Annotated in this window: 15 protein-coding genes and 1 pseudogene; 7 read left to right on the top strand and 9 right to left on the bottom strand. The window is 72.7% G+C overall.

Annotation, left to right across the window (positions count from 1 at the left end; all coding sequences use genetic code 11):
* Positions 1-15 precede the first annotated feature (15 nt).
* The 4 genes and pseudogenes from ACIRJT_RS36740 to ACIRJT_RS36725 all read left to right on the top strand — a co-directional run.
* Positions 16-1,245, top strand: a complete 1,230-nt coding sequence (locus ACIRJT_RS36740; protein WP_403918371.1) for a Rieske 2Fe-2S domain-containing protein — start codon at positions 16-18, stop codon at positions 1,243-1,245.
* A gap of 114 nt (positions 1,246-1,359) precedes the next feature.
* On the top strand, positions 1,360-1,767 hold the full coding sequence (locus ACIRJT_RS36735) for a thiol-disulfide oxidoreductase DCC family protein (protein ID WP_403918368.1): 408 nt from the start codon (positions 1,360-1,362) through the stop codon (positions 1,765-1,767).
* 199 nt (positions 1,768-1,966) lie between these two features.
* Complete coding sequence (locus ACIRJT_RS36730) at positions 1,967-2,383, top strand: SsgA family sporulation/cell division regulator (protein WP_398613465.1); 417 nt, start codon at positions 1,967-1,969, stop codon at positions 2,381-2,383.
* Between the two features lie 211 nt (positions 2,384-2,594).
* Positions 2,595-3,968 (top strand): annotated as a pseudogene (locus tag ACIRJT_RS36725) (ATP-binding cassette domain-containing protein); the annotation flags it as partial.
* Positions 3,969-4,007: 39 nt separating this feature from the next.
* Here the strand turns inward: ACIRJT_RS36725 and ACIRJT_RS36720 are convergent.
* Positions 4,008-4,346 carry a MarR family winged helix-turn-helix transcriptional regulator gene (locus ACIRJT_RS36720; protein ID WP_403918425.1) on the bottom strand — a complete coding sequence of 113 codons (339 nt, stop codon included), beginning with the start codon at positions 4,344-4,346 and terminating at the stop codon, positions 4,008-4,010.
* Between the two features lie 166 nt (positions 4,347-4,512).
* Between ACIRJT_RS36720 and ACIRJT_RS36715 the strand changes: the two genes are divergently transcribed.
* From ACIRJT_RS36715 to ACIRJT_RS36705, 3 genes are all read left to right on the top strand, one after another.
* Positions 4,513-4,920, top strand: coding sequence for a hypothetical protein (locus ACIRJT_RS36715; protein ID WP_403918365.1), 408 nt, complete (start codon positions 4,513-4,515; stop codon positions 4,918-4,920).
* A 60-nt stretch (positions 4,921-4,980) separates the two neighbouring features.
* A complete protein-coding gene (locus tag ACIRJT_RS36710) occupies positions 4,981-7,350 on the top strand; it encodes an ATP-binding cassette domain-containing protein (RefSeq protein ID WP_403918362.1) in 2,370 nt (789 codons plus the stop codon).
* Positions 7,351-7,536: 186 nt separating this feature from the next.
* Complete coding sequence (locus ACIRJT_RS36705; RefSeq protein WP_397917479.1) at positions 7,537-8,511, top strand: acyl-ACP desaturase; 975 nt, start codon at positions 7,537-7,539, stop codon at positions 8,509-8,511.
* A gap of 59 nt (positions 8,512-8,570) precedes the next feature.
* Here ACIRJT_RS36705 and ACIRJT_RS36700 read toward each other — a convergent pair whose 3' ends face one another.
* The 8 genes from ACIRJT_RS36700 to ACIRJT_RS36665 all read right to left on the bottom strand — a co-directional run bounded on the left by ACIRJT_RS36700 (position 8,571) and on the right by ACIRJT_RS36665 (position 18,104).
* Positions 8,571-11,954: a hypothetical protein gene (locus ACIRJT_RS36700; RefSeq protein WP_403918359.1), complete on the bottom strand. Its 3,384-nt coding sequence runs from the start codon at positions 11,952-11,954 to the stop codon at positions 8,571-8,573.
* 60 nt (positions 11,955-12,014) lie between these two features.
* Positions 12,015-12,269: a WhiB family transcriptional regulator gene (locus ACIRJT_RS36695; RefSeq protein WP_026290061.1), complete on the bottom strand. Its 255-nt coding sequence runs from the start codon at positions 12,267-12,269 to the stop codon at positions 12,015-12,017.
* Positions 12,270-12,383: 114 nt separating this feature from the next.
* Complete coding sequence (locus tag ACIRJT_RS36690) at positions 12,384-13,178, bottom strand: VOC family protein (protein ID WP_403918357.1); 795 nt, start codon at positions 13,176-13,178, stop codon at positions 12,384-12,386.
* A gap of 282 nt (positions 13,179-13,460) precedes the next feature.
* Positions 13,461-14,534 carry an LLM class flavin-dependent oxidoreductase gene (locus ACIRJT_RS36685; protein ID WP_403918354.1) on the bottom strand — a complete coding sequence of 358 codons (1,074 nt, stop codon included), beginning with the start codon at positions 14,532-14,534 and terminating at the stop codon, positions 13,461-13,463.
* Positions 14,535-14,539: 5 nt separating this feature from the next.
* Positions 14,540-15,424: an ABC transporter substrate-binding protein gene (locus tag ACIRJT_RS36680; RefSeq protein WP_403918351.1), complete on the bottom strand. Its 885-nt coding sequence runs from the start codon at positions 15,422-15,424 to the stop codon at positions 14,540-14,542.
* Complete coding sequence (locus tag ACIRJT_RS36675; RefSeq protein ID WP_403918349.1) at positions 15,425-16,207, bottom strand: ABC transporter ATP-binding protein; 783 nt, start codon at positions 16,205-16,207, stop codon at positions 15,425-15,427. It lies immediately after the preceding gene.
* On the bottom strand, positions 16,204-17,088 hold the full coding sequence (locus ACIRJT_RS36670) for an ABC transporter permease (RefSeq protein WP_403918346.1): 885 nt from the start codon (positions 17,086-17,088) through the stop codon (positions 16,204-16,206). The genes ACIRJT_RS36675 and ACIRJT_RS36670 overlap by 4 nt, the downstream gene beginning before the upstream one ends.
* Positions 17,085-18,104, bottom strand: a complete 1,020-nt coding sequence (locus ACIRJT_RS36665; RefSeq protein ID WP_403918343.1) for an NrtA/SsuA/CpmA family ABC transporter substrate-binding protein — start codon at positions 18,102-18,104, stop codon at positions 17,085-17,087. Before ACIRJT_RS36665 ends, ACIRJT_RS36670 begins: the two co-directional genes overlap by 4 nt.
* Between the last annotated feature and the right edge of the window lie 14 nt (positions 18,105-18,118).

The following is an 18,118-nucleotide window of genomic DNA, read 5'->3' as shown; positions in this document are numbered from 1 at the left end:
GGACGAGGGAGAGCCATGACCGAGAACGGCTCGGACGACATCCCGCGCGGCCGGCCCGCGGAGCGTCGCGATCCGCGCCCCGGCCCGCCCGACCTGCGGCGGGTCGGGGCGAACCCGGACTTCTGGTACCCCGTGGCACTGTCTCGGAGCGTGCGCGCCGGACGCGTGGCCGCGACCGCGTTCGCCGGGGAGCGCATCGCGCTCTTTCGCGGACGAAGCGGTGCCGTGCACGCGCTGGAGGACCGATGCGCCCACCGGCAGGTGCCCCTGAGCATGGGCGTCGTGGACGGCGAGACCCTCCGCTGCTGCTATCACGCCTGGGCCTACCGCGGCGACGGCCGCATCTCGCAGATCCCTTACCTGTCCAAGGGCGACGGCCGACCGCCACGCGGCGTGCGCGGCTACCCGGTCCGCGAGGCGTACGGACTGGTGTTCGTCTTTCCGGGCGACCCGGAGAAGGCGGCGGCCACCGCGCTGCCCGAGGTCCCCGGCTTCGCCTCTCCGACGTACCGGACCATGACCTTCTCGCGGACCGTGCGCTGCCACTACTCGTTCATGCACGAGAACCTGCTCGACATGAACCACCAGTTCCTCCACCGGGGCGTCGTCGGCAGACTCCAGCCGCGACTGCTGGGATACCGGAGCGACCCACTTTCGGTGGAGGCCCGCTACCTGTTCACCCACGCCGGGGGCAGACGCAATCGCAGCGCCCGCCTGCTCGCCGCCGAGGGCATCGGCGGCCGGGCCTCCAGCGACGTCATGACCATCCGCACCGAGTACCCCTACCAGACCCTGGACCTGGTCCCGGAGAAGGCCGAACGCCCGGCACTGCGTCTCTGGGCCGTGTACGTGCCCGAGGACACGGAGCAACGCAGGTGCCACGCCTACGGACTGCTCATGATCGAGAAGCCCAGGATTCCCGCCGCCCTGCATGTGGCCTGGCCGTTCATCCGGCATTTCACCGAACGGGTCTTCGCCGAGGACCGTATGGCCGTCGAAGCCGAACAACGGGCGTGGGACGAGCAGGGCGAGGACCGCAACCACGAGGTCTTCCCCCTGATCCTGGACGTCCGTGACGTGCTGCGCGCCAACGGCGTCCCGCTCCGCCCCCGCCCCGCCCCTGCCGGCAGCACCCCGGCGTGCGACGGCAGGGTGTGCGACGACCTGGTGCCCGGCTCCGGCCCGCCCGCCGTGGAACCAGGTGCTCCGACCGGCCCGGAGACTCCCGCACCGCCGGGCAGGTGACCCATGGCCGGGGAGCCACCGGCGACCCGCCCGGATGTCGCCCCTGATGCGATACCCGAACATACGCTGGCACTTCCACACCCGTGAGAACGGCACAGCGACGGAGGGCACGACATGGACGACACCGCGACAGGCAGCGCACAAGGACGCACCGTGCTCGCCTTCGACGGTGACTGCGGCTTCTGCCAGGCCGCAGTCCGGCAGATCCAGCTGCGGGCCCGCCCCCGCACAGCGGCGGTCGCCTGGCAGACCCTTCCGCCGGAGCTGACCGAACCTCACCTGGAACGTCTGGACCGGGAGGTTCTCCTCCTCGACGGAGACCGGGTGCGCGCCGGCGGGGTCGCCGCCCTGGCCGGTCTTCTCGGATCCTCGCCGGCCCGCGTCTACCGGGGCGTCGGACGCTTCCTGCGGCTGCCCCTGATCCGCTCGGCGGCGAACCTGATCTACCGCTGGGTGGCCAGGAACCGGCAGCGGATGCCGGGCGGTACCGCGGCCTGCGCGGTGCCCCGCCGCCACGGCTGAGAGCACCAGCGCCCCCATGCCCCGGCTACCCGTCTGCGTACGCGGGGCGAGCGGCGAGACCCGAACCCGGGTCCGGGCGGGACCGCCGGGAGCCGGTGACGCAGCTCACGCCTCGCGCCGGTGCACGAAACGAGGAGTTCCGTCGTCTACTCCAATGCCGGGAACCGTTCACCCGGCCGCGCGCGAGAGGGAGCAGGTCTTGTCCAGCGTTATCGAGCAGTCCGTGCAGGCCCGCATGGTCGCGTCCGCACCGCGGATGGAGACCCTGCCCGCCACTCTCCAGTACGACCGCCAGTACCCCTTCGCCGTACGCATGGCGTTCCCGGCCCCGGCGACCCTGGAGGGCACCGAGGTGTCCTGGGAGTTCTCCCGCGAGCTGCTGACCACCGGGGTGGACTCCCCCGCCGGGCAGGGAGACGTACGCGTACGGCCGTTCGGCTACGAGCGGACCGTGCTGGAGTTCCACGCCCCCGAGGGCATCGCCATGGTCCATGTGCGCACCGAGGAGCTGCGGCGTTTCCTCCAGCGGGCGCAGGAGCTGGTTCCGGTGGGCGACGAGCACCGGTATCTGGACCTGGACCGGAGTCTGACCGACCTGCTCGGCGGTCCTCGCTGACCTCGTAAACCCGGTTGCCGGGCCCGCGCCCCCGGCCCTACCTTCGTGACGGTTCCTGTTGTCGTCGATCGGAGTGGGACGTTGCTGATCTGAGGTCCTGTGCACATCGTGCAGCGCCCGCCGCGCCTTGCCGCGGCTCGGAGCGCCCGTGTGCGATCTCAGCCTCCTTCAGCCGTCCTTCGTCGTCCCCGACGTACAACGGGAGATCCCTGTGCCTGCCACCGACACCCACATCAGCTGTACCTCCCTCGCCTTCTCCTGGCCCGACGGCAGTGAGGTCTTCACCGGTCTCGATCTGGCCGTGGGGCCCGGCCGCACCGGTCTCATCGGCCTCAACGGGTGCGGCAAGTCGACCCTGTTGCGTCTGATCGCCGGTGAACTCGCCCCGCGGTCCGGTGTGATCAGGACCCGTGGCGGACTCGGCCACCTCCCCCAGGCCCTGGTCCTGGACACCGCGCTGAAGGTCGACGAGGTGCTCGGCGTCGCGGACCGGCGCGCGGCGCTCGACGCGGTCGGGTCGGGCGACGTCCGGCCCGAGCACTTCGCGGTGATCGGCGACGACTGGGACATCGAGGAACGCTCCCTCGCCACCCTGGACGGGCTCGGCCTCGGGCGCATCGGGCTCGACCGCACCATCGGGGAGATGTCCGGCGGCGAGTGCGTCCTGCTGCGGCTGGCCGCGCTGCTGCTGGAGCGGCCCGGGGTGCTGCTGCTGGACGAGCCGACGAACAACCTGGACGCGTACGCCCGGCGGCGGCTCCTTGACGCGGTCGACGCCTGGACCGGCGCGCTGCTCGTCGTCAGCCACGACCGGGAGCTGCTGGAACGGGTGGACCGGATCGCGGACCTGCGCGAGGGGTCGGTCACCTGGTACGGAGGAAACCTGTCGGCGTACGAGGAGGCGCTCTCCGTCGAGCAGGAGGCGGCCCGGCGGATGGTGCGCGCCGCCGCGTCGGACGTACAGCGGCAGAAGCGCGAACTGTCCGACGCCCGCATGAAGTTGGCCCACCGCAAGCGCTACGGGCAGAAGATGTGGGACACCAAGCGTGAACCCAAGGTCGTCATGGGACAGCGCAAGCGCTCCGCGCAGGAGTCGGCGGGCAAGCACCGCATCCTGCACACGGAGCGGCTGGCCGCGGCCAGGGAGCGTCTCGACGAGGCCGAGTCGGCGGTGCGGGAGGACGAGGAGATCCGGGTCGAACTCCCGGGGACCCGGGTCCATCCGGGCAGCGAGGTGCTGCTGCTGCGCGATCCGGTGGCACCCTACGGCCCGCCGCTGCGGGGCGAGTTGATGGTGCGCGGTCCTGAGCGCATCGCGCTGACCGGCCGCAACGGGGCGGGCAAGACCGCGCTGCTCCGGTTGATCGCGGGGGAGCTGACGCCCGTTTCGGGCGAGGCGACCTCCTTGGTCGCGACCGGGTTCCTGCCGCAGCGGCTGGACGTGCTGGACGACGCGTCGTCGGTGGTGCGGAACGTGGCGCGGTCGGCCCCCGACCGCACGGACAACGCCGTGCGGGCGCGGCTGGCCCGCTTCCTGTTCAAGGGCGCGGCGGCGGACCGCCCGGCGGGGACCCTGTCGGGCGGGGCGGTGGAGCAGGGGCGCGGATCCGGGTGGCGCGGGCGGCTACCGGTCCGGGCCCCGGCGGATCGCGTCGGAGAGCGTGCGCAGGCTCCGCAGGAAGCTCTCCCGGTCGAGGTCCGCCAGCTGCCCCAGCCAGACCTCCTCGCCCGCTTGGATCTCACCCCTCACGACGTCCCGGAGCCGGCGGCCCTCGGGGGTCAGGGAGAGCAGTCGGGCCCGGCGGTCCTTCGGGTCGGGCCTGCGCACGAGCAGGTGGCGCGACTCCAGGTCGTCCAGCACGGTGATGATGCGGGTCTTGTCGGCGTTGATGGCGGTCGCCAGTGCGGCCTGGGTGCGCCGGGGCTCCTCGCCGAGAGCGGACAGCACCACATATCCCCACATGCTCAGCCCGTGGGCGTCCAGCACGGGTTGCTCGGCGGCCATCAGCGCCCGGCCCAGGGGGACGATCATCGCGGCGAGGTCGGGACGGGGCTCGTTCTCTGCGGCGGCGTTCACGGTGCCGAATATAAGCGTTGACAGATGATAAGCGCAAGCAGATCATCTGCACATGCCTACGAAAATTCTGAGGTCCTCCTGGACGGCCGGGCAGCTGGACGGCCTGCCCGGCCCGGTCCTGGTCAGCATCACCGACTTCGTACCCCGCAGACGCGGCGATCTGCTCGGGATACACCGGGCGGCACGCCGCCTGTCCGCCGGCTGGCAGGAGCTGGAGGGGGCGCACGGCATGTGGCTGTGGGCGGAGCGGACCGGCCGGCGGTGCGGGGCCGTGGCCGTCTGGCGCGATCACCGGGCCCTGCGCGGTTTCGTCGGCTGGCCGCCGCACGTGGAGATCATGGGGGCCTACCGCGGCCGGGGCCGGCTGACCTCGACCACCTGGGACGCCGAGTCCTTCGAACCGGGAGACGTCTGGGCGCGCTCCCGGGCCCGGCTGATGAGCGCGACCGCGTACGGATGAGTTCGGATCGCCGGAAAATGGGGACAGAAGCTGTCGGGTATCCCGCCTAGCGTCGCGCTCATGGATCGCTTCCCCGAGCTCCCCGAGCTCCCCGAGCACGACGCGCAGCCGTACGCCCCCGGCTCCGCTCACCGCGACATCGTCATCACCGGCGCGCGCGAGAACAATCTGCGCGACGTCTCCCTCCGGATCCCCAAGGGCCGTATCACCGTCTTCACCGGTGTGTCCGGTTCGGGCAAGTCGTCGGTCGTCTTCGACACGATCGCCGTGGAGTCGCAGCGGCAGCTGAACGAGACCTTCACCTCGTTCCTCCGCAACCGGCTGCCGAAGTACGAGCGACCGCAGGTCGAATCCGTCGAGGACCTGTCGGTGGCCATCGTGATCGACCAGAAGCCGCTGGGAGGCAACGTCCGCTCCACGGTGGGCACGGCGACCGACATCTGGTCGGTGCTCCGGGTGCTGTTCTCCCGGTGCGGGACCCCGAGCGCGGGCGGGGCGACCGCGTACTCGTTCAACGACCCCGGCGGGATGTGCCCGGAGTGCGACGGGGTGGGGCGCACGGTCCAGCTGGATCTCGACCGGGCGATCGACCGGTCGAAGTCGCTGAACGAGGGGGCACTGCTGCTGCCCGGGCTGACGGTGGGCAGCTGGGAGTGGAATCTGTACGGGGGTTCGGGGCGGTTCGACAACGATCTGCCCCTGTCCGAGTTCGGCGAGGAGGAGCTGCGGACCCTGCTGCACGGTTCGGGGTTCAGCGTCCGCATCGACATGCGGACCGGCTCGGCAGACATGAAGTTCGAGGGGGTCGTGACGCGCTTCGAGCGGCTGTACCTCAAGCGCGACACCGCCTCGCTGTCCGAGAAGCGGCGCGAGGCGGCCGCCCGTTTCACCGTGGAGCGGGTGTGCGGGGCCTGCGCCGGGGCACGGCTGAACGCGGCGGCGCTCGCCACCCGGATCGACGGGCTCTCGCCCGCCGACCACGGGCGGATGGAGGTCTCCGAACTCGTCGGCGTCCTGGAGCGGATCGTCGATCCGGTGGGCGGGCCCATCGCCGCCGCGGCCCGGGAACGGCTGGAGCGACTGGTCGGCATCGGGCTCGGGTATCTGAGCCTGGACCGGGAGACCACGACCCTGTCGGGGGGCGAGGGCCAGCGGCTCAAGATGGTGCGGCACCTGGGCAGCTCGCTCACGGGGCTGACGTTCGTCTTCGACGAGCCCAGCGTCGGTCTGCACCCGCGCGACGTGGGGCGGCTGGGCGATCTGCTGGTGCGGCTGCGCGACAAGGGCAACACGGTGCTGGTCGTCGAGCACGACCCGGACGTGATGGCCGTCGCCGACCATGTCGTCGACATGGGCCCGCGGGCCGGGGCGGAGGGCGGTCACGTCGTCTTCGAGGGGACCTTCGAGCGGCTGCGCGAGGCCGACACGCTCACCGGCCGGTCGTTGCGCCGCCGCACCCCGCTCAAGGAGGCCGTCCGCTCCCCCACCGGCCGGCTCCCGGTGTACGGGGCCGACCTGCACAACCTCAAGGGCCTGGACGTGTCGTTCCCCGCCGGGGTGCTGACGGCGGTGACGGGGGTGGCGGGATCCGGGAAGTCGACCCTGGTGTCGCGGGTGTTCACGGCGGCGTACCCGGAGGCGGTGGTGATCGACCAGAGCGCGATCACGGCCTCGTCGCGCTCCACACCCGCCTCGTACATCGGCGCGCTGGACGCCATCCGCAAGGTGTTCGCGCGGGAGAACGGCGTGGACGCGGGGCTGTTCAGTTTCAACTCCGCCGGCGCCTGCGCGGGTTGCTCGGGTCGCGGCGAGATCTCGACCGACCTGGCGTTCATGGATCCGGTCACCACGACCTGCCCGGAGTGCGAGGGCCGCCGCTTCCACGACGATGTCCTGAAGCACCGGGTCGGCGGCCGGTCGATCGTGGACGTCCTGGACATGACGGCGGCGCGGGCGGCCGGACTGTTCGAGGATCCGGTGCTGCTGCGGAAGCTGCGCACCCTCGACGCGGTCGGCCTCACCTATCTCGCCCTGGGGCAGCCGCTCTCCTCGCTGTCGGGCGGCGAGCGTCAACGGATCAAGCTCGCCACCCAGCTGCACCGCACCTCCAGCGTGTACGTGCTGGACGAGCCGACGACCGGGCTGCACCTGGCGGACACCGGCACGCTGGTGGAGCTGCTGGACCGGCTGGTCGACGCGGGGAACACGGTGATCTGCGTGGAGCACAACCTGGATGTGGTCAAACGGGCGGACTGGGTGATCGACCTCGGTCCGGACGGCGGCAGGGGCGGCGGGCAGCTGGTCTTCGAGGGGACGCCCGCGGATCTGCTCGCGCATCCGACGTCCGTCACGGGCCGGTATCTGCGGCGGGACGCGGGAGCGGCCCGGCCTGCGGACACAGCGGTGGAGCAACCTGTTCCGGAACGGTGAACCGGGCCCCGGACGTGCCCGAGGTGGGCCCGAGGAGGCTTTCGCATCCCTCTTCACCTGGTCATATGACTCCGCGTATCCGCCCACTTCCGGGGACGGGCTTGGTTTTGGGCTTACGGTCGCCTTAACCTACGGTCACGTAACCTACGAAGCCGTAGGTAATTCTCCCGTCCCCAGGAGCTCCCCGTGACGATCGCCTCTCCCCACCTCGGCAGTTCGAAGGCGTGGACCGACGCCCAGCTGCTGTACGCGCTGGAAGAGGTGGTGGAGAAGGAACTCAACCGCCATCTCAAGGTCGCCAAGGACTGGATGCCCCACGAGTACGTCCCCTTCTCCGACGGCCGGAACTTCCCCGGTGTCTTCGAGGACGGCGAGGCGTGGGCTGCCGACCAGTCCAAGGTCACCGACATCGGCAAGATCGCCCTCGTGGTGAACCTCCTCACCGAGGACAACCTCCCCAGCTACCACCACGAGATCGCCTCCCTGTTCGGCCGCGACGGCGCGTGGGGCACCTGGGTGCACCGCTGGACCGCCGAGGAGGGCCGCCACGGCATCGTGATGCGCGACTACCTGCTCACCTCGCGCGCCGTGGACCCGGACAAGCTGGAGCAGTTCCGCATGGCGCACATGGCGGAGGGCTTCGAGTCGGACAACCGGCACTCGATGCTGCACTCCGTCGCGTACGTCGCCTTCCAGGAGCTGGCCACCCGCGTCTCGCACCGCAACACCGGCCACCAGTCCGGCGACCCGGTGTGTGACCGGATGCTGGCCCGGATCGCGACCGACGAGAACCTCCACATGGTCTTCTACCGCAATCTCCTGGGCGCCGCCTTCGAGCTGGCCCCGGACCTGACCATGCAGGCCGTGCGCGACGTCGTCGTCGACTTCCGGATGCCCGGACACGGCATGCCCGGCTTCGAGCGGGCCGCCGCGCAGATGGCGATCGGCGAGATCTACAACATGCGCATCCACCACGACGACGTGATCCAGCCCGTGCTGCGCTTCCTGAAGGTCATGGACATCGACGGGCTCGGCCCGGAGGGTGCGAAGGCCCAGGAGGAGCTCGGCCTGTACATGAGCGGGCTGGACAGCGAGGCCTCGAAGTTCGACGAGAAGCTCGCCGCCCGCAAGGCCCGGATGGTGGCGCGCGGCCGCGCCTGATCGATCGCCACCCGGGGCCCTGGTCCGTCAGGCGCCCCGGGTCCACCGGGTCCGGGCTGTCACTCCTCGGCGGTGGCCTCGGCGTACGCCACGTCGCGTACGTCGTCCGAGGTGTGCTGGCGGAGCATCCGCAGCTGGGTGCGCCACGGCCCGGTCCACCCGGTGCGCAGGCCGCACGCCACGGTCAGTTCCGCGGCGAGGAGCCCCTCGGCCGGATCACCCGTCCCCGCCAGCCGTGCGACGACGAGCAGCAGGGAGTCCGGGTCGCCGGCCTCCGCCCCCCGGTATCCGGCGACCCGCCTGCCGACCGTCGCCGCGGTCCTGGCGGCGAGTGCGGGGCGGCCGGCGTGCAGCGCTGCCAGCGCGACCAGCTCGGTGTGCAGGGTGTCCGGTTCCCCCGCCAGGTCCAGGGAGCGCGAGAGCAGCGCGACGGCGTCCGGCACGAGATCGCGGTGGGCGGCCAGGGTCCGGCCCGCGGCGGCGAGCACCGCCGAGGCGGGCCGGTTGTGCGGACCGGCCCGCAGCGACAGCGTCCGGGCCAGATGGCCGAGCCGCCGGCGGGCGGGCCGGTCCCGCTCCACCCCGGCGTCGTCGGCGGTCTCGCCGGTGGCCAGCAGCGACAGTGCGCGGTTCAGGGCCTCGACCGCCTCCGGTGTGGTCAGGGCCGCTTCCACGAGGGCGTCGGCGGCCGGGCGCCACCTCCCCCGCCGGTCCAGATCGGTGACCGCGTCGACCAGGACCGCCGCCGCGTGCGGGGCCCAGGGCAGCCAGGGGACCAGGGCGGTGTGGGCGAGGGCGGCCAGCGTGTCGTCGTCGGTGCGGCACACGTCCTGGATCAGCCGGGCGTAGCGCGGCCGCAGGGCGGGGTCCAGCTCCGTCGGGTGCGTCCGCGACACCGCCACCCGCAGAGCGCGTTCGCCGCCCGCCGCGTCCTCGGTCATCTCCCACACGCGTACGTCTGTGAGCAGCGGCGTACCGGCGGCCACACAGGCGGCCCGTACGTCGAGGTGCTGGCCGGGCTGCCCGTACGCGTCGGCGAGGAGGCCGGCCGCCTCCGCGCGGGGCAGCAGGGCGGCGGCGAGGCGGACGATCTCCTTGCGGCTCGTCACCTTGCCGGTGCCGGGACCCGTGCGGGCGGCGAGCAGCGGGGCCAGCCGGGAGGGCCGGGTGTGCGCGGCGGCGCGGCCCGCCGCGTACACGGCGACGCGGGCCCGGTCATCGCCCGCGCGGGCGAGCAGCTCGGGCAGGGACTCGGCGGGCCGGTCGGTGTGGGCGAGCGCGGCGAGCGCGGCCTCCGCGAGCACCACATCCCGGTCGTCTGTCCAGGCGCGTACGGCGTCGGCGCCCCGCCCGGGTATCCGGGCGAGCTGCCCCAGGGCGGCGGTGCGCAGATACAGCGGCAGCTTCTCGTCCGTGACCGTGCGCTCCACCGCGCGCTGCGCGGACCGCTGCTGACGGGGTGTCCAGCGCTCGGCTCCGGCGACCTCGACGGCCCAGTGCGCTCCGGGAGCGAGGAACCGGCCCCGGGGCGGTGTCCCGTCGAGGTACGCCGCCAGCAGGTCCGTCCGCCGGCGGCTCACGGCGCGCCGGACGTCGGGGAGCGCGATGGCCGAGGGGTGCCGGGCGAGCAGCGATTCGATCCGCTCGTCCCGGCCGGCCGGGGCCCGGAGCCACAGGGCCGCGGCGCTCCGGGCGGCCTCGGCGTCCCCGTAGTTCACCGCCTGCCACAGCAGGTCCTGGAGGCCGGGCATGGCGTCGGCACGACGGCCCACGGCGCGGGCCAGGGCCAGGACGAGGCCGTAGTCGGAGCGTTCCGCCCCCGCTTCGAGCCAGGGCCGCAGCGCGTCGAAGACGGTGTGCTCCTGGCCCCGGCGCAGCGTCCGGTCCAGCCGGCCGAAGTCGGCGCCGCCGCTGGTGCCGGTGATTCGGACCAGGGTGCGCAGTGCCCAGTTGAGCAGGTCGCGCTGTCCGGTCACCGCGTGTTCGCGCAGCGCGCCGACGGCCAGGGAGCCGAGGGCGGAGCGGGTGGCCGCGGAGGAGTCGCGGGCCTCCACGGCATCGGCGGCGATGCGGTCGAGCAGTGGTTCCACCGCGTCGGTGAAGAGCGCGGGCTTCACCCCGGCCAGGGCGGTGAGGGCGGTGGAGCGGACGGGGTCCTGTTCGTTGCGCAGCCGCAGGAGGTCCTCCAGCACGGTGGCGACGGAGGCCTGATCACCGGAGCGGCCCGCACCGGCGACGAGCAGCGCCCAGGCCGTGGCGCGGTCGTCGGCGGCGGGCCCGCGGGTGGCGGTCAGGAGCTGTTCGCGTCCCTCGTCGAAGGGGAGGTGGGACACGGCGTCGAGGACGGCGGCGTCGTCACCGCAGGCCCGGGCCCGGTCCACCGCCCGCCGGGCCACGGCCGCGACCCGGTCGCGGGGCAGCGCGTCCAGGAGCCGGGCGTCGACGGTGGCCGCCGCCGCTCCCCCGCCCCTCTCCTCGGTGACCGCCTCGTGGAGTGCGGCGCGACGGCCGGGCGGCAGGGCGCGGAGGATCCGGGGCACCTGGCCCGCCGGATCCGGAGCGCTGCGGCCCAGTTCGACGAGCAGGGTGTCGGGCAGGGCGCGGACGAGGCGGCGCAGCCGGTTCCCGCTGAGCACGTGGAGCACGCGCGCGCAGACGTCCGGCCTGATCGCGAGGCGGGCGAGCCTGACCGGATCGGCGGCGACGAGCTGCCCGAGGGGGGCGTCGAGGACCGCCGGGAGCCGGGTGGGGCCGAACCGTTCGAGGAGGTCGAGCACCCGGTGCGGAAAGGCCCGGGTCGCGGCGGCGATGCCCCGGGGTTGTCCGTACCCGTGCCACCAGGCGTCCCGGGCCGTCACGGGAAGTCCGGCCAGTTCCTCCTCGGCGGAGTCCAGGACCGGTCCGGGGTGGTGGTGGCCGAGCGAGGACCAGCAGGCCGTGGAGCGCCGCAGTTCGGGCAGCAGCGTCCTGACCGTCGTGGCCGAGCAGCCGGGCAGCAGTCGGGCCGCCTCGATGTCGCCGTGGGTGTCGCGCTCGGTGAGTACCAGGCGGTCGGCGAGCGCGGTGCGGCGGTCGGCGACGATCGCCCGCACGAGGTGGCGGCGCACGGCGGCGGGTGCATCGGCGAAGGCCCTCTCGTACGCCGTGTCCGGCACCCCGAGTGTCCGCGCGGCGCGCAGGGCGTGCCCGCGCACGACGGCGTCCTCGTCGGCGAGGTGCGCCCCGATCCACTCGGCGTCCCGGCCGACCGCGGCGGCAATCACCGCGATCCGGCGTTCGTAGGGATCGCCGTCCTCCAGTTCGTCGAGGACGGCGCGCAGAGACCCCTGGGCGGCCAGTCGGCCCGCTCTGACCGCCAGTTCGCTCATGCGCCCCACGTGGGGCAGCGGTTCGAGCGCGTCGAGCAGGGCGGCGGCGAGGACGAGGGGCGGTGCGTCGGTCATGGCCCGATTGTGCCGGGCCCGCCCCGAACACCCCAAGGGTTTACGGTGCGTGGGGGGCGTTCAGCCCCGGTCGCGGCCTTCTCTGCGCAGCCGCTCGCGCTCCTTCTCCGACAGCCCGCCCCAGACGCCGAACCGCTCGTCGTTGGCGAGGGCGTACTCCAGGCAGGCCAGTCGGCCTTCGCAGGCGTTGCACAGCTGCTTGGCCTCGCGGGTCGAACTGCCCGGGGCCGGGAAGAAGAACTCGGGCCCGGCCTGCGCGCACAACGCGGACTCCTGCCAGGCGAGCGCGTCGTCGGTCACGGTGTTGATCAGCATGGTGAACACGGTGCCCGGTGGCGATAAACGACTGATCAACGATTCATCAATCCGCTCCGGAAGCGCCCACGAGGTACGCGCCGGAGCCTCCGGGGCCGCGGTCCCCGCCCGTGGCTACTGCCTCGGCTCGGGCCGCATGACCGCGAAGGCCGCACCGTACGGATCGGCGACGTTGGCCATCTTGCCGACGCCGGGCACGTCCATGGCGGCCAGGGTCTCCGTGCCGCCGAGCCGCTTCGCCGTGGCCACCGTGGCGTCCACGTCTGCCACGGCGAAGTACGGCAGCCAGTGCGGGCCCCGGGCGGCCTCGGACGGGACGTCGCCCATCCTGACCAGGCCGCCGAACGACGCCTCCGGACCGGCGCCGGCCGGGTGGACGGTGGTGTAGGTGTAGTCGGTGCCCTCCACCTTCAGCTGGTCGGTCCCCCAGCCGAAGACGGTTGCGAAGAACGCGGCCGCCGCCGGGACGTCGGAGGTGTACAGCTCGGCCCAGAGGAACGAGCCGGGCTCCTGGACCACGCCGAAGCCGGGGTGCTCCTTCGGCTGCCAGGCACCGAAATACGCTCCGGCCGGGTCAGTGAAGCCGCCCATGCTGCCGAAGTCCAGGACGTCCATCGGCTCGAACGCGGCGGCGCCGCCCGCCCGCTCCACCGCCGCGGCGGTGGCGGCGATGTCGGGCGACTGGAAGGAGACCGACCAGGCGCTCGGCGCTTCCTCCTCCGACACCGTCATCACACCGCCGACGTTCCGGCCGTCCAGGGTGAGCATCCCGTAGCCGCCGACCTCGGGGCCGCCGGGGACCAGGCCCCACCCGAACAGCTCCTGGTAGAAAGCGGCGGCCGCGTCGAGGTCGGGGGTGCCGAGATCGATCCAGACGGGCGCTCCGTCGTGGAAGGTGGGGCTGATCATGACGTGCTCCTCGGTCGGTCCTGGTGGTCCTGCTCGTCCTGTGCCGGCGGGTGGTTCCTCTCGTTCCGAGTCTTGCACCGGGCACCGACGACCGCAGTCCGCACGGGGCCGACCGGGGAGCGATACACCGGCCGGAGCCGTGGGGCCCCGGCTCCGGCCGGGCCGGTGGGAGCCGGGGCCGGCGGTGATCGCTGCTGTCATGCGGCTCAGAGTAGACAGCGTCGGGGGCCCGGGGCGAAGCGTTGGACCGGCGCGTCGTCCCGGCCGTCGGGCGGTGGTCGTTCAGCGCCGTACGTCGAGGGACGGGAGCACGGTCTCGGCGACCCGGTAGGCCTCCTCCAGCAGAGGGTTGCCGGACAGGATGAAGGTGTCGACGCCCAAGTCCTGGAATTCCCGCAGGCGTTCGACGACCTGGGCGGTGGAGCCGACGACCGCCGTGCCGGGACCGGGCCGGAAGAGGCTCATACCCGGCCACATGTTGGGGTGGACCTCCAGCTCCCGTGCCCGGGCGGGCACCCTGCCGCCGTGCTGACGGAACTGCCGCTGCCAGCCGACGCCGTCCTCGCCCTCCCGGTCTCCGAGCTGCCGGGCGTACGTGGACTCGCTGGTGACGTCCAGCAGCCGGTCGGCCGCCGCCCAGGCCGCGTTCTCGGTGTCACGGACGATGAGGTGCAGCCGCAGTCCGACGCGCAGGGTGCGCCCGTGGGCGGCGGCCCGTGCCCTGACCCGCTCCAGCTTCTCCTTCAGCAGGTGCGGCGGCTCGCCCCAGGTGAGGAAGACGTCGACGTGTTCGGCGGCCATCTCGATGCCGGGGTCGGAGGAGCCGCCGAACCAGAGCGGGATGTGCGGGTCCTGGACGGGCTTCAGCTCGCGGAAGGACGCGCCCGCGTCCCTCAGGTCGTAGAAGCGGCCCCGGTGGTCGAACACCTCGCCGGCGGTGAGCCGCTTCACGATCGACCAGTATTCGGCGCTCAGCTCGTACCGTTCGTCGTGCTCCACGTGGAGCCCGTACTCCTGGAGGGACTTGGTGGAGCCGTTGACGACGTTGAAGCGGAGACGCCCGCCGAAGAGGGTGTCGAAACTGAGGGCCATCTTGGCAAGGAGGGTCGGTGAGATCAGTCCCGGGTGGACGGCGAGCAGCGGCTTGAACCGGGTGCTGGTGGACGCGGCCAGCGCGCTGCCGAGCGGCCAGACGTCGTAGAGGTCGGTGGCGAGCAAAGCGCCGCTGTAGCCGAGTTGTTCGACGGTTCCGGCGAGCCTGCTGAGATAGCCGAGGTCGACCGGCCGCCGGCCGGACGGCTCCCAGGGGTAGGCGCCCTCGCGCGGGATGATGTACCAGAGGACTTCGGTGGCCATCCGCCTCAGACCGCCTTCGCGGGTGCGTGGGCGACGGCGTCCGCCACGGTGACCGGGCGCTCGATGAAGCCGGTGCGGTGGAAGATGTCGGCGGCCTCCTGCTGTTCGGCGAGGAAGGCGTCGCCGACCTCCTCGATCCGCCACGGCAGCGCGGTCAGCGCGCTCTCCCAGTCCTCGACCGTGCCGCCGAGGTCGGCGGAGGCGATCCGCGCGGCCTCGCGCGGGTGGGCGGCGGCCCAGTCGTCGGCCCGCCGGAGCGCGCGGGTGAGCGCTTCGATGATCTCGGGCCGCTGTTCGGCGAGTGCCCGCCGGGTGAAGAACACCGAGCGGTCCGTGATGACGTCACCGGTGCGGATCAGGGTGCGCAGCCCGCCGGTGCGGCGGGCCGCGGCGAGCTGCGGTCCCTGGGCGACCCAGGCGGCGACGGCTCCGGTGCGCAGGAGCCGTTCGCTGTCCTCGGTGGAGCGTTCGGCGGTGATGTCGTCGGCGTAGGAGAGTCCCGCGTCGTCGAGCGCCTTGGCGATCAGGTGCGTCTGCCAGGAGCCGATCGCCAGGTGGACTTTCGCGCCCTTGAGGTCGGCGGCCGTCCGCAGGGGGCTGTCCTCGGGGACCAGCAGGGCGCCGTGCTCGGGGCGGGGTGCGGAGACGGCGGTGTAGACGAGGTCGTGGCCCGCTGCCTGGGCGGTGACGGGCGGGGTGGAGCCGGTGCCGCCGAAGTCGATGACACCCCGGCTGAGCAGTTCCCCGGTGCGGACGCCGTTGCTGTACGGGTGGAAGGCGACGCTCTCGCCGAGAGGCTCCAACTCCTGTTGGGCGAAGCCGTGCCGGGTCAGGTGGTAGAGGTGGTAGAGGGACGGATTGCTCGCGTGGACACCGATGGTGATGGTCATTCAGATCACTCCGACGGAGAGCGGGGCGGACGTGGTGACGGGTGTGGTGGCGGAGCCGGTGGCGGCTCCCGGCGCGACGGGGACGCCGAGGTCGCCCAGGAGGCGGCGGCGCAGGGCGGCGAAGGCCGGGTCGCCGGGGTCGCGGGGGCGGTCGACGGCGACGCGCTCGTCGGTGACGAGCCGCCCGTCGCGCAGGACGGCCACCCGGTCGGCGAGCCGTACGGCCTCGTCGACGTCATGGGTGACCAGGAGCACGGCGGGGCGGTGTTTGCGGCACAGTTCGTCGACCAGGTCGTGCATCTTCAGCCGGGTCAGCGCGTCCAGCGAGGCGAACGGCTCGTCCAGCAGCAGCAGTTCGGGCTCCCGCACCAGGGCACGGGCGAGGGCGACCCGCTGGGCCTCGCCGCCGGAGAGGGTGGCGGGCCAGGCCCCGGCGTGCCCTTCCAGCCCCACTTCCGCGAGCGCCCTCAGCCCGTCCGGCGTACGGGACCCGGGCAGGGCGACGGTGACGTTGGCGAGGACCTTCTTGGACGGTACGAGGCGGGGTTCCTGGAAGACGATCGTGCGGCTCTCGGGCACCAGCACCTCTCCCCCGTCGGCCCCGTCCAGCGCCCCGAGGATGCGCAGGAGTGTCGTCTTGCCGCTGCCGCTGGCACCGAGGAGTGCGACGAACTCCCCGCGGTTGATGTGCAGTTCGAGGCCGTCGAGCACGGCGCGGCTGCCGAAGACACGGCGCAGTCCCCGTACCCGTACGGCTGTGGCCTGTTTCCTGTCGCCGGTCATCGGCGGGCTCCTTGCGGGGTGCGCCACGGCATCAGGACGCGTTCCAGGAGGCGGACGAGGATGTCGGCGGTGAGGCCGAGGAGTCCGTACACGAGGATGCAGACGGCGAGGATGTCGGTGCGGGCGTAGCTCTGGGCCTGGGACATCAGGTAGCCGATGCCCGCGGTGGCGTTGATCTCCTCGGCGGCGATGAGGGCGATGACGCTGAGCGTCATGGAGAGCCGCAGCCCGGCGAGGAGCGAGGGCAGCGCGCCGGGCAGGACGACTTCGCGGACGATGCCGAGCCGGCTCATCCCGAAGGCGCGCATCGCCTCGATCAGTTTCGGGTCGGTGGTACGGACGCCGCTGGAGGTGGAGACGTACATGGGGAAGGTGGTGGCGACGGCGATGAGGAGGATCTTCGCGGTCTCGTTGATGCCGAACCAGACCATGAACAGCGGGACGAGGGAGAGGAAGGGGATGGTGCGCAGGGTCTGGAGGGAGGAGTCGAGGAGTTCGTCGCCGAGCCGGGTGAATCCGGTGACGATGCCGAGCGCGAGGCCGGCGGCGAGGCCGATGATCAGACCGAGTCCGGAGCGGGTCAGCGAGGTGGTGAGGGCGTCGGGCAGTTGCCCGTTGCCCCACAGCTCCCCCACCGCGCGGAACACCTCCGCCGGTGAGGCCAGGACGTCGGCGGTCAGCAGCCCGGTCGCGGAGGCCGCCCACCACAGGGCGAGCAGGACCACCGGGCCGAGCGCCCGGACCGTGACGGCGTAGGAACGGCTCCGGGGTCCGCGCAGCTGCGGGCGCGGGGCGACGAGGCCGGGGGGCGGTGCGTCGGTGGTGGCGGCCGCGTCCTCGCGGGGCGGGCTGTCCGGGCCGGCCGCCGGGGTCACGCTCATGTCAGCTTCTCCACGTCGAGGAGGTGGGCCGCCACGTCGACCTTCTCCTTGGTGACCTTCTGGTCGGCGTAGAAGGCGGCGACCGCTTCGAATCGGACGATGTCCTCGGGGCCGATCGGGTCGACGGTGCCGCCCTGTGCGGTGATCTCGGTCTGGACCTCCTTCGCCTTGCCGGTGACGGCGGTCGGACCGACGTCCGTGAAGACGTTGAGATAGGCGGCGGGGTCCTTCTTCTCCTTGGCGCTGGCTTCGTGGAGGTAGTCGTAGAGCGCCCGGACGATCTCGGGATGCTGCTCGGCGAAGCCCGTACGCACGGCGTTGAGGCTGTAGTTGTCGGAGCCGATGGCCGCGCCGTCGGCGACGAAGTGCGCCTTGCCGCCGCCGATCTCGGCGACCGCGTAGGTGGCCCAGACGGCCCAGGCGTCTACCTGTCCGGCGTTGAGGACGGCGGCGGTCTGGTCGGGCCGGAGGTAGACCCGCTCCACCTTCTGCGCCGGGATCTTCGCCTTGGCCAGCGCCTTGAGCAGCAGGTACTCGCCGGTGCCGCCCTGGTTGACGGCGACCTTCTTCCCGACGAGGTCCGTGACGGATTCGATGCCGGAGCCGCCGCGGACGAGGATGCCCTCGCCCGCGGCGTCCGGGTCGACGGCGGTGAAGAACCGGAAGCCGGGGCGCTGCGCGAGGGAGGTGATGCCGGAGGTGATGGAGCCGGTGGCGACGTCCAGCTGATCGGCGTTCATCGCCTGGGCCGCCGGGGCGAAGGGCCCGGCGCTGCCGGTCCACTTCACCTTCGCGCCGACCTTGCCCAGGGCCTTGTCCAGGCTGCCGTCCTTCTTACCGAGGGCGAGGACGCCGGAGTTGCCGGGGTCCGGGATGCGCACCTCGACGGTCCTGCCGGAACCGTCGGAGCCGGTGCTGTCCGCCTCGGAGGTGCCGCAGGCGGTCAGTGCGAGGAGTGCGGTGGCCGTGAGCAGAGCGGCCGGAGCGGTGGTACGGAGTGGTCGGGTGACCGTCATGGCGGTGGTCCTCG

The sequence above is a fragment of the Streptomyces sp. NPDC102283 genome, from assembly GCF_044766265.1.
Classification (GTDB): Bacteria; Actinomycetota; Actinomycetes; order Streptomycetales; family Streptomycetaceae; genus Streptomyces.
This window is presented reverse-complemented; position numbering and strand designations above follow the sequence as displayed.

Bases quoted from the DNA above. Each gene is read 5' to 3' on its own strand.
- ACIRJT_RS36740 (WP_403918371.1), top strand. From the start codon at position 16: ATGACCGAGAACGGCTCGGACGACATCCCGCGCGGCCGGCCCGCGGAG.
- ACIRJT_RS36735 (WP_403918368.1), top strand. From the start codon at position 1,360: ATGGACGACACCGCGACAGGCAGCGCACAAGGACGCACCGTGCTCGCC.
- ACIRJT_RS36720 (WP_403918425.1), bottom strand. From the start codon at position 4,346: ATGTGGGGATATGTGGTGCTGTCCGCTCTCGGCGAGGAGCCCCGGCGC.
- ACIRJT_RS36715 (WP_403918365.1), top strand. From the start codon at position 4,513: ATGCCTACGAAAATTCTGAGGTCCTCCTGGACGGCCGGGCAGCTGGAC.
- ACIRJT_RS36710 (WP_403918362.1), top strand. From the start codon at position 4,981: ATGGATCGCTTCCCCGAGCTCCCCGAGCTCCCCGAGCACGACGCGCAG.
- ACIRJT_RS36700 (WP_403918359.1), bottom strand. From the start codon at position 11,954: ATGACCGACGCACCGCCCCTCGTCCTCGCCGCCGCCCTGCTCGACGCG.
- ACIRJT_RS36695 (WP_026290061.1), bottom strand. From the start codon at position 12,269: ATGCTGATCAACACCGTGACCGACGACGCGCTCGCCTGGCAGGAGTCC.
- ACIRJT_RS36690 (WP_403918357.1), bottom strand. From the start codon at position 13,178: ATGATCAGCCCCACCTTCCACGACGGAGCGCCCGTCTGGATCGATCTC.
- ACIRJT_RS36685 (WP_403918354.1), bottom strand. From the start codon at position 14,534: ATGGCCACCGAAGTCCTCTGGTACATCATCCCGCGCGAGGGCGCCTAC.
- ACIRJT_RS36680 (WP_403918351.1), bottom strand. From the start codon at position 15,424: ATGACCATCACCATCGGTGTCCACGCGAGCAATCCGTCCCTCTACCAC.
- ACIRJT_RS36675 (WP_403918349.1), bottom strand. From the start codon at position 16,207: ATGACCGGCGACAGGAAACAGGCCACAGCCGTACGGGTACGGGGACTG.
- ACIRJT_RS36670 (WP_403918346.1), bottom strand. From the start codon at position 17,088: ATGAGCGTGACCCCGGCGGCCGGCCCGGACAGCCCGCCCCGCGAGGAC.
- ACIRJT_RS36665 (WP_403918343.1), bottom strand. From the start codon at position 18,104: ATGACGGTCACCCGACCACTCCGTACCACCGCTCCGGCCGCTCTGCTC.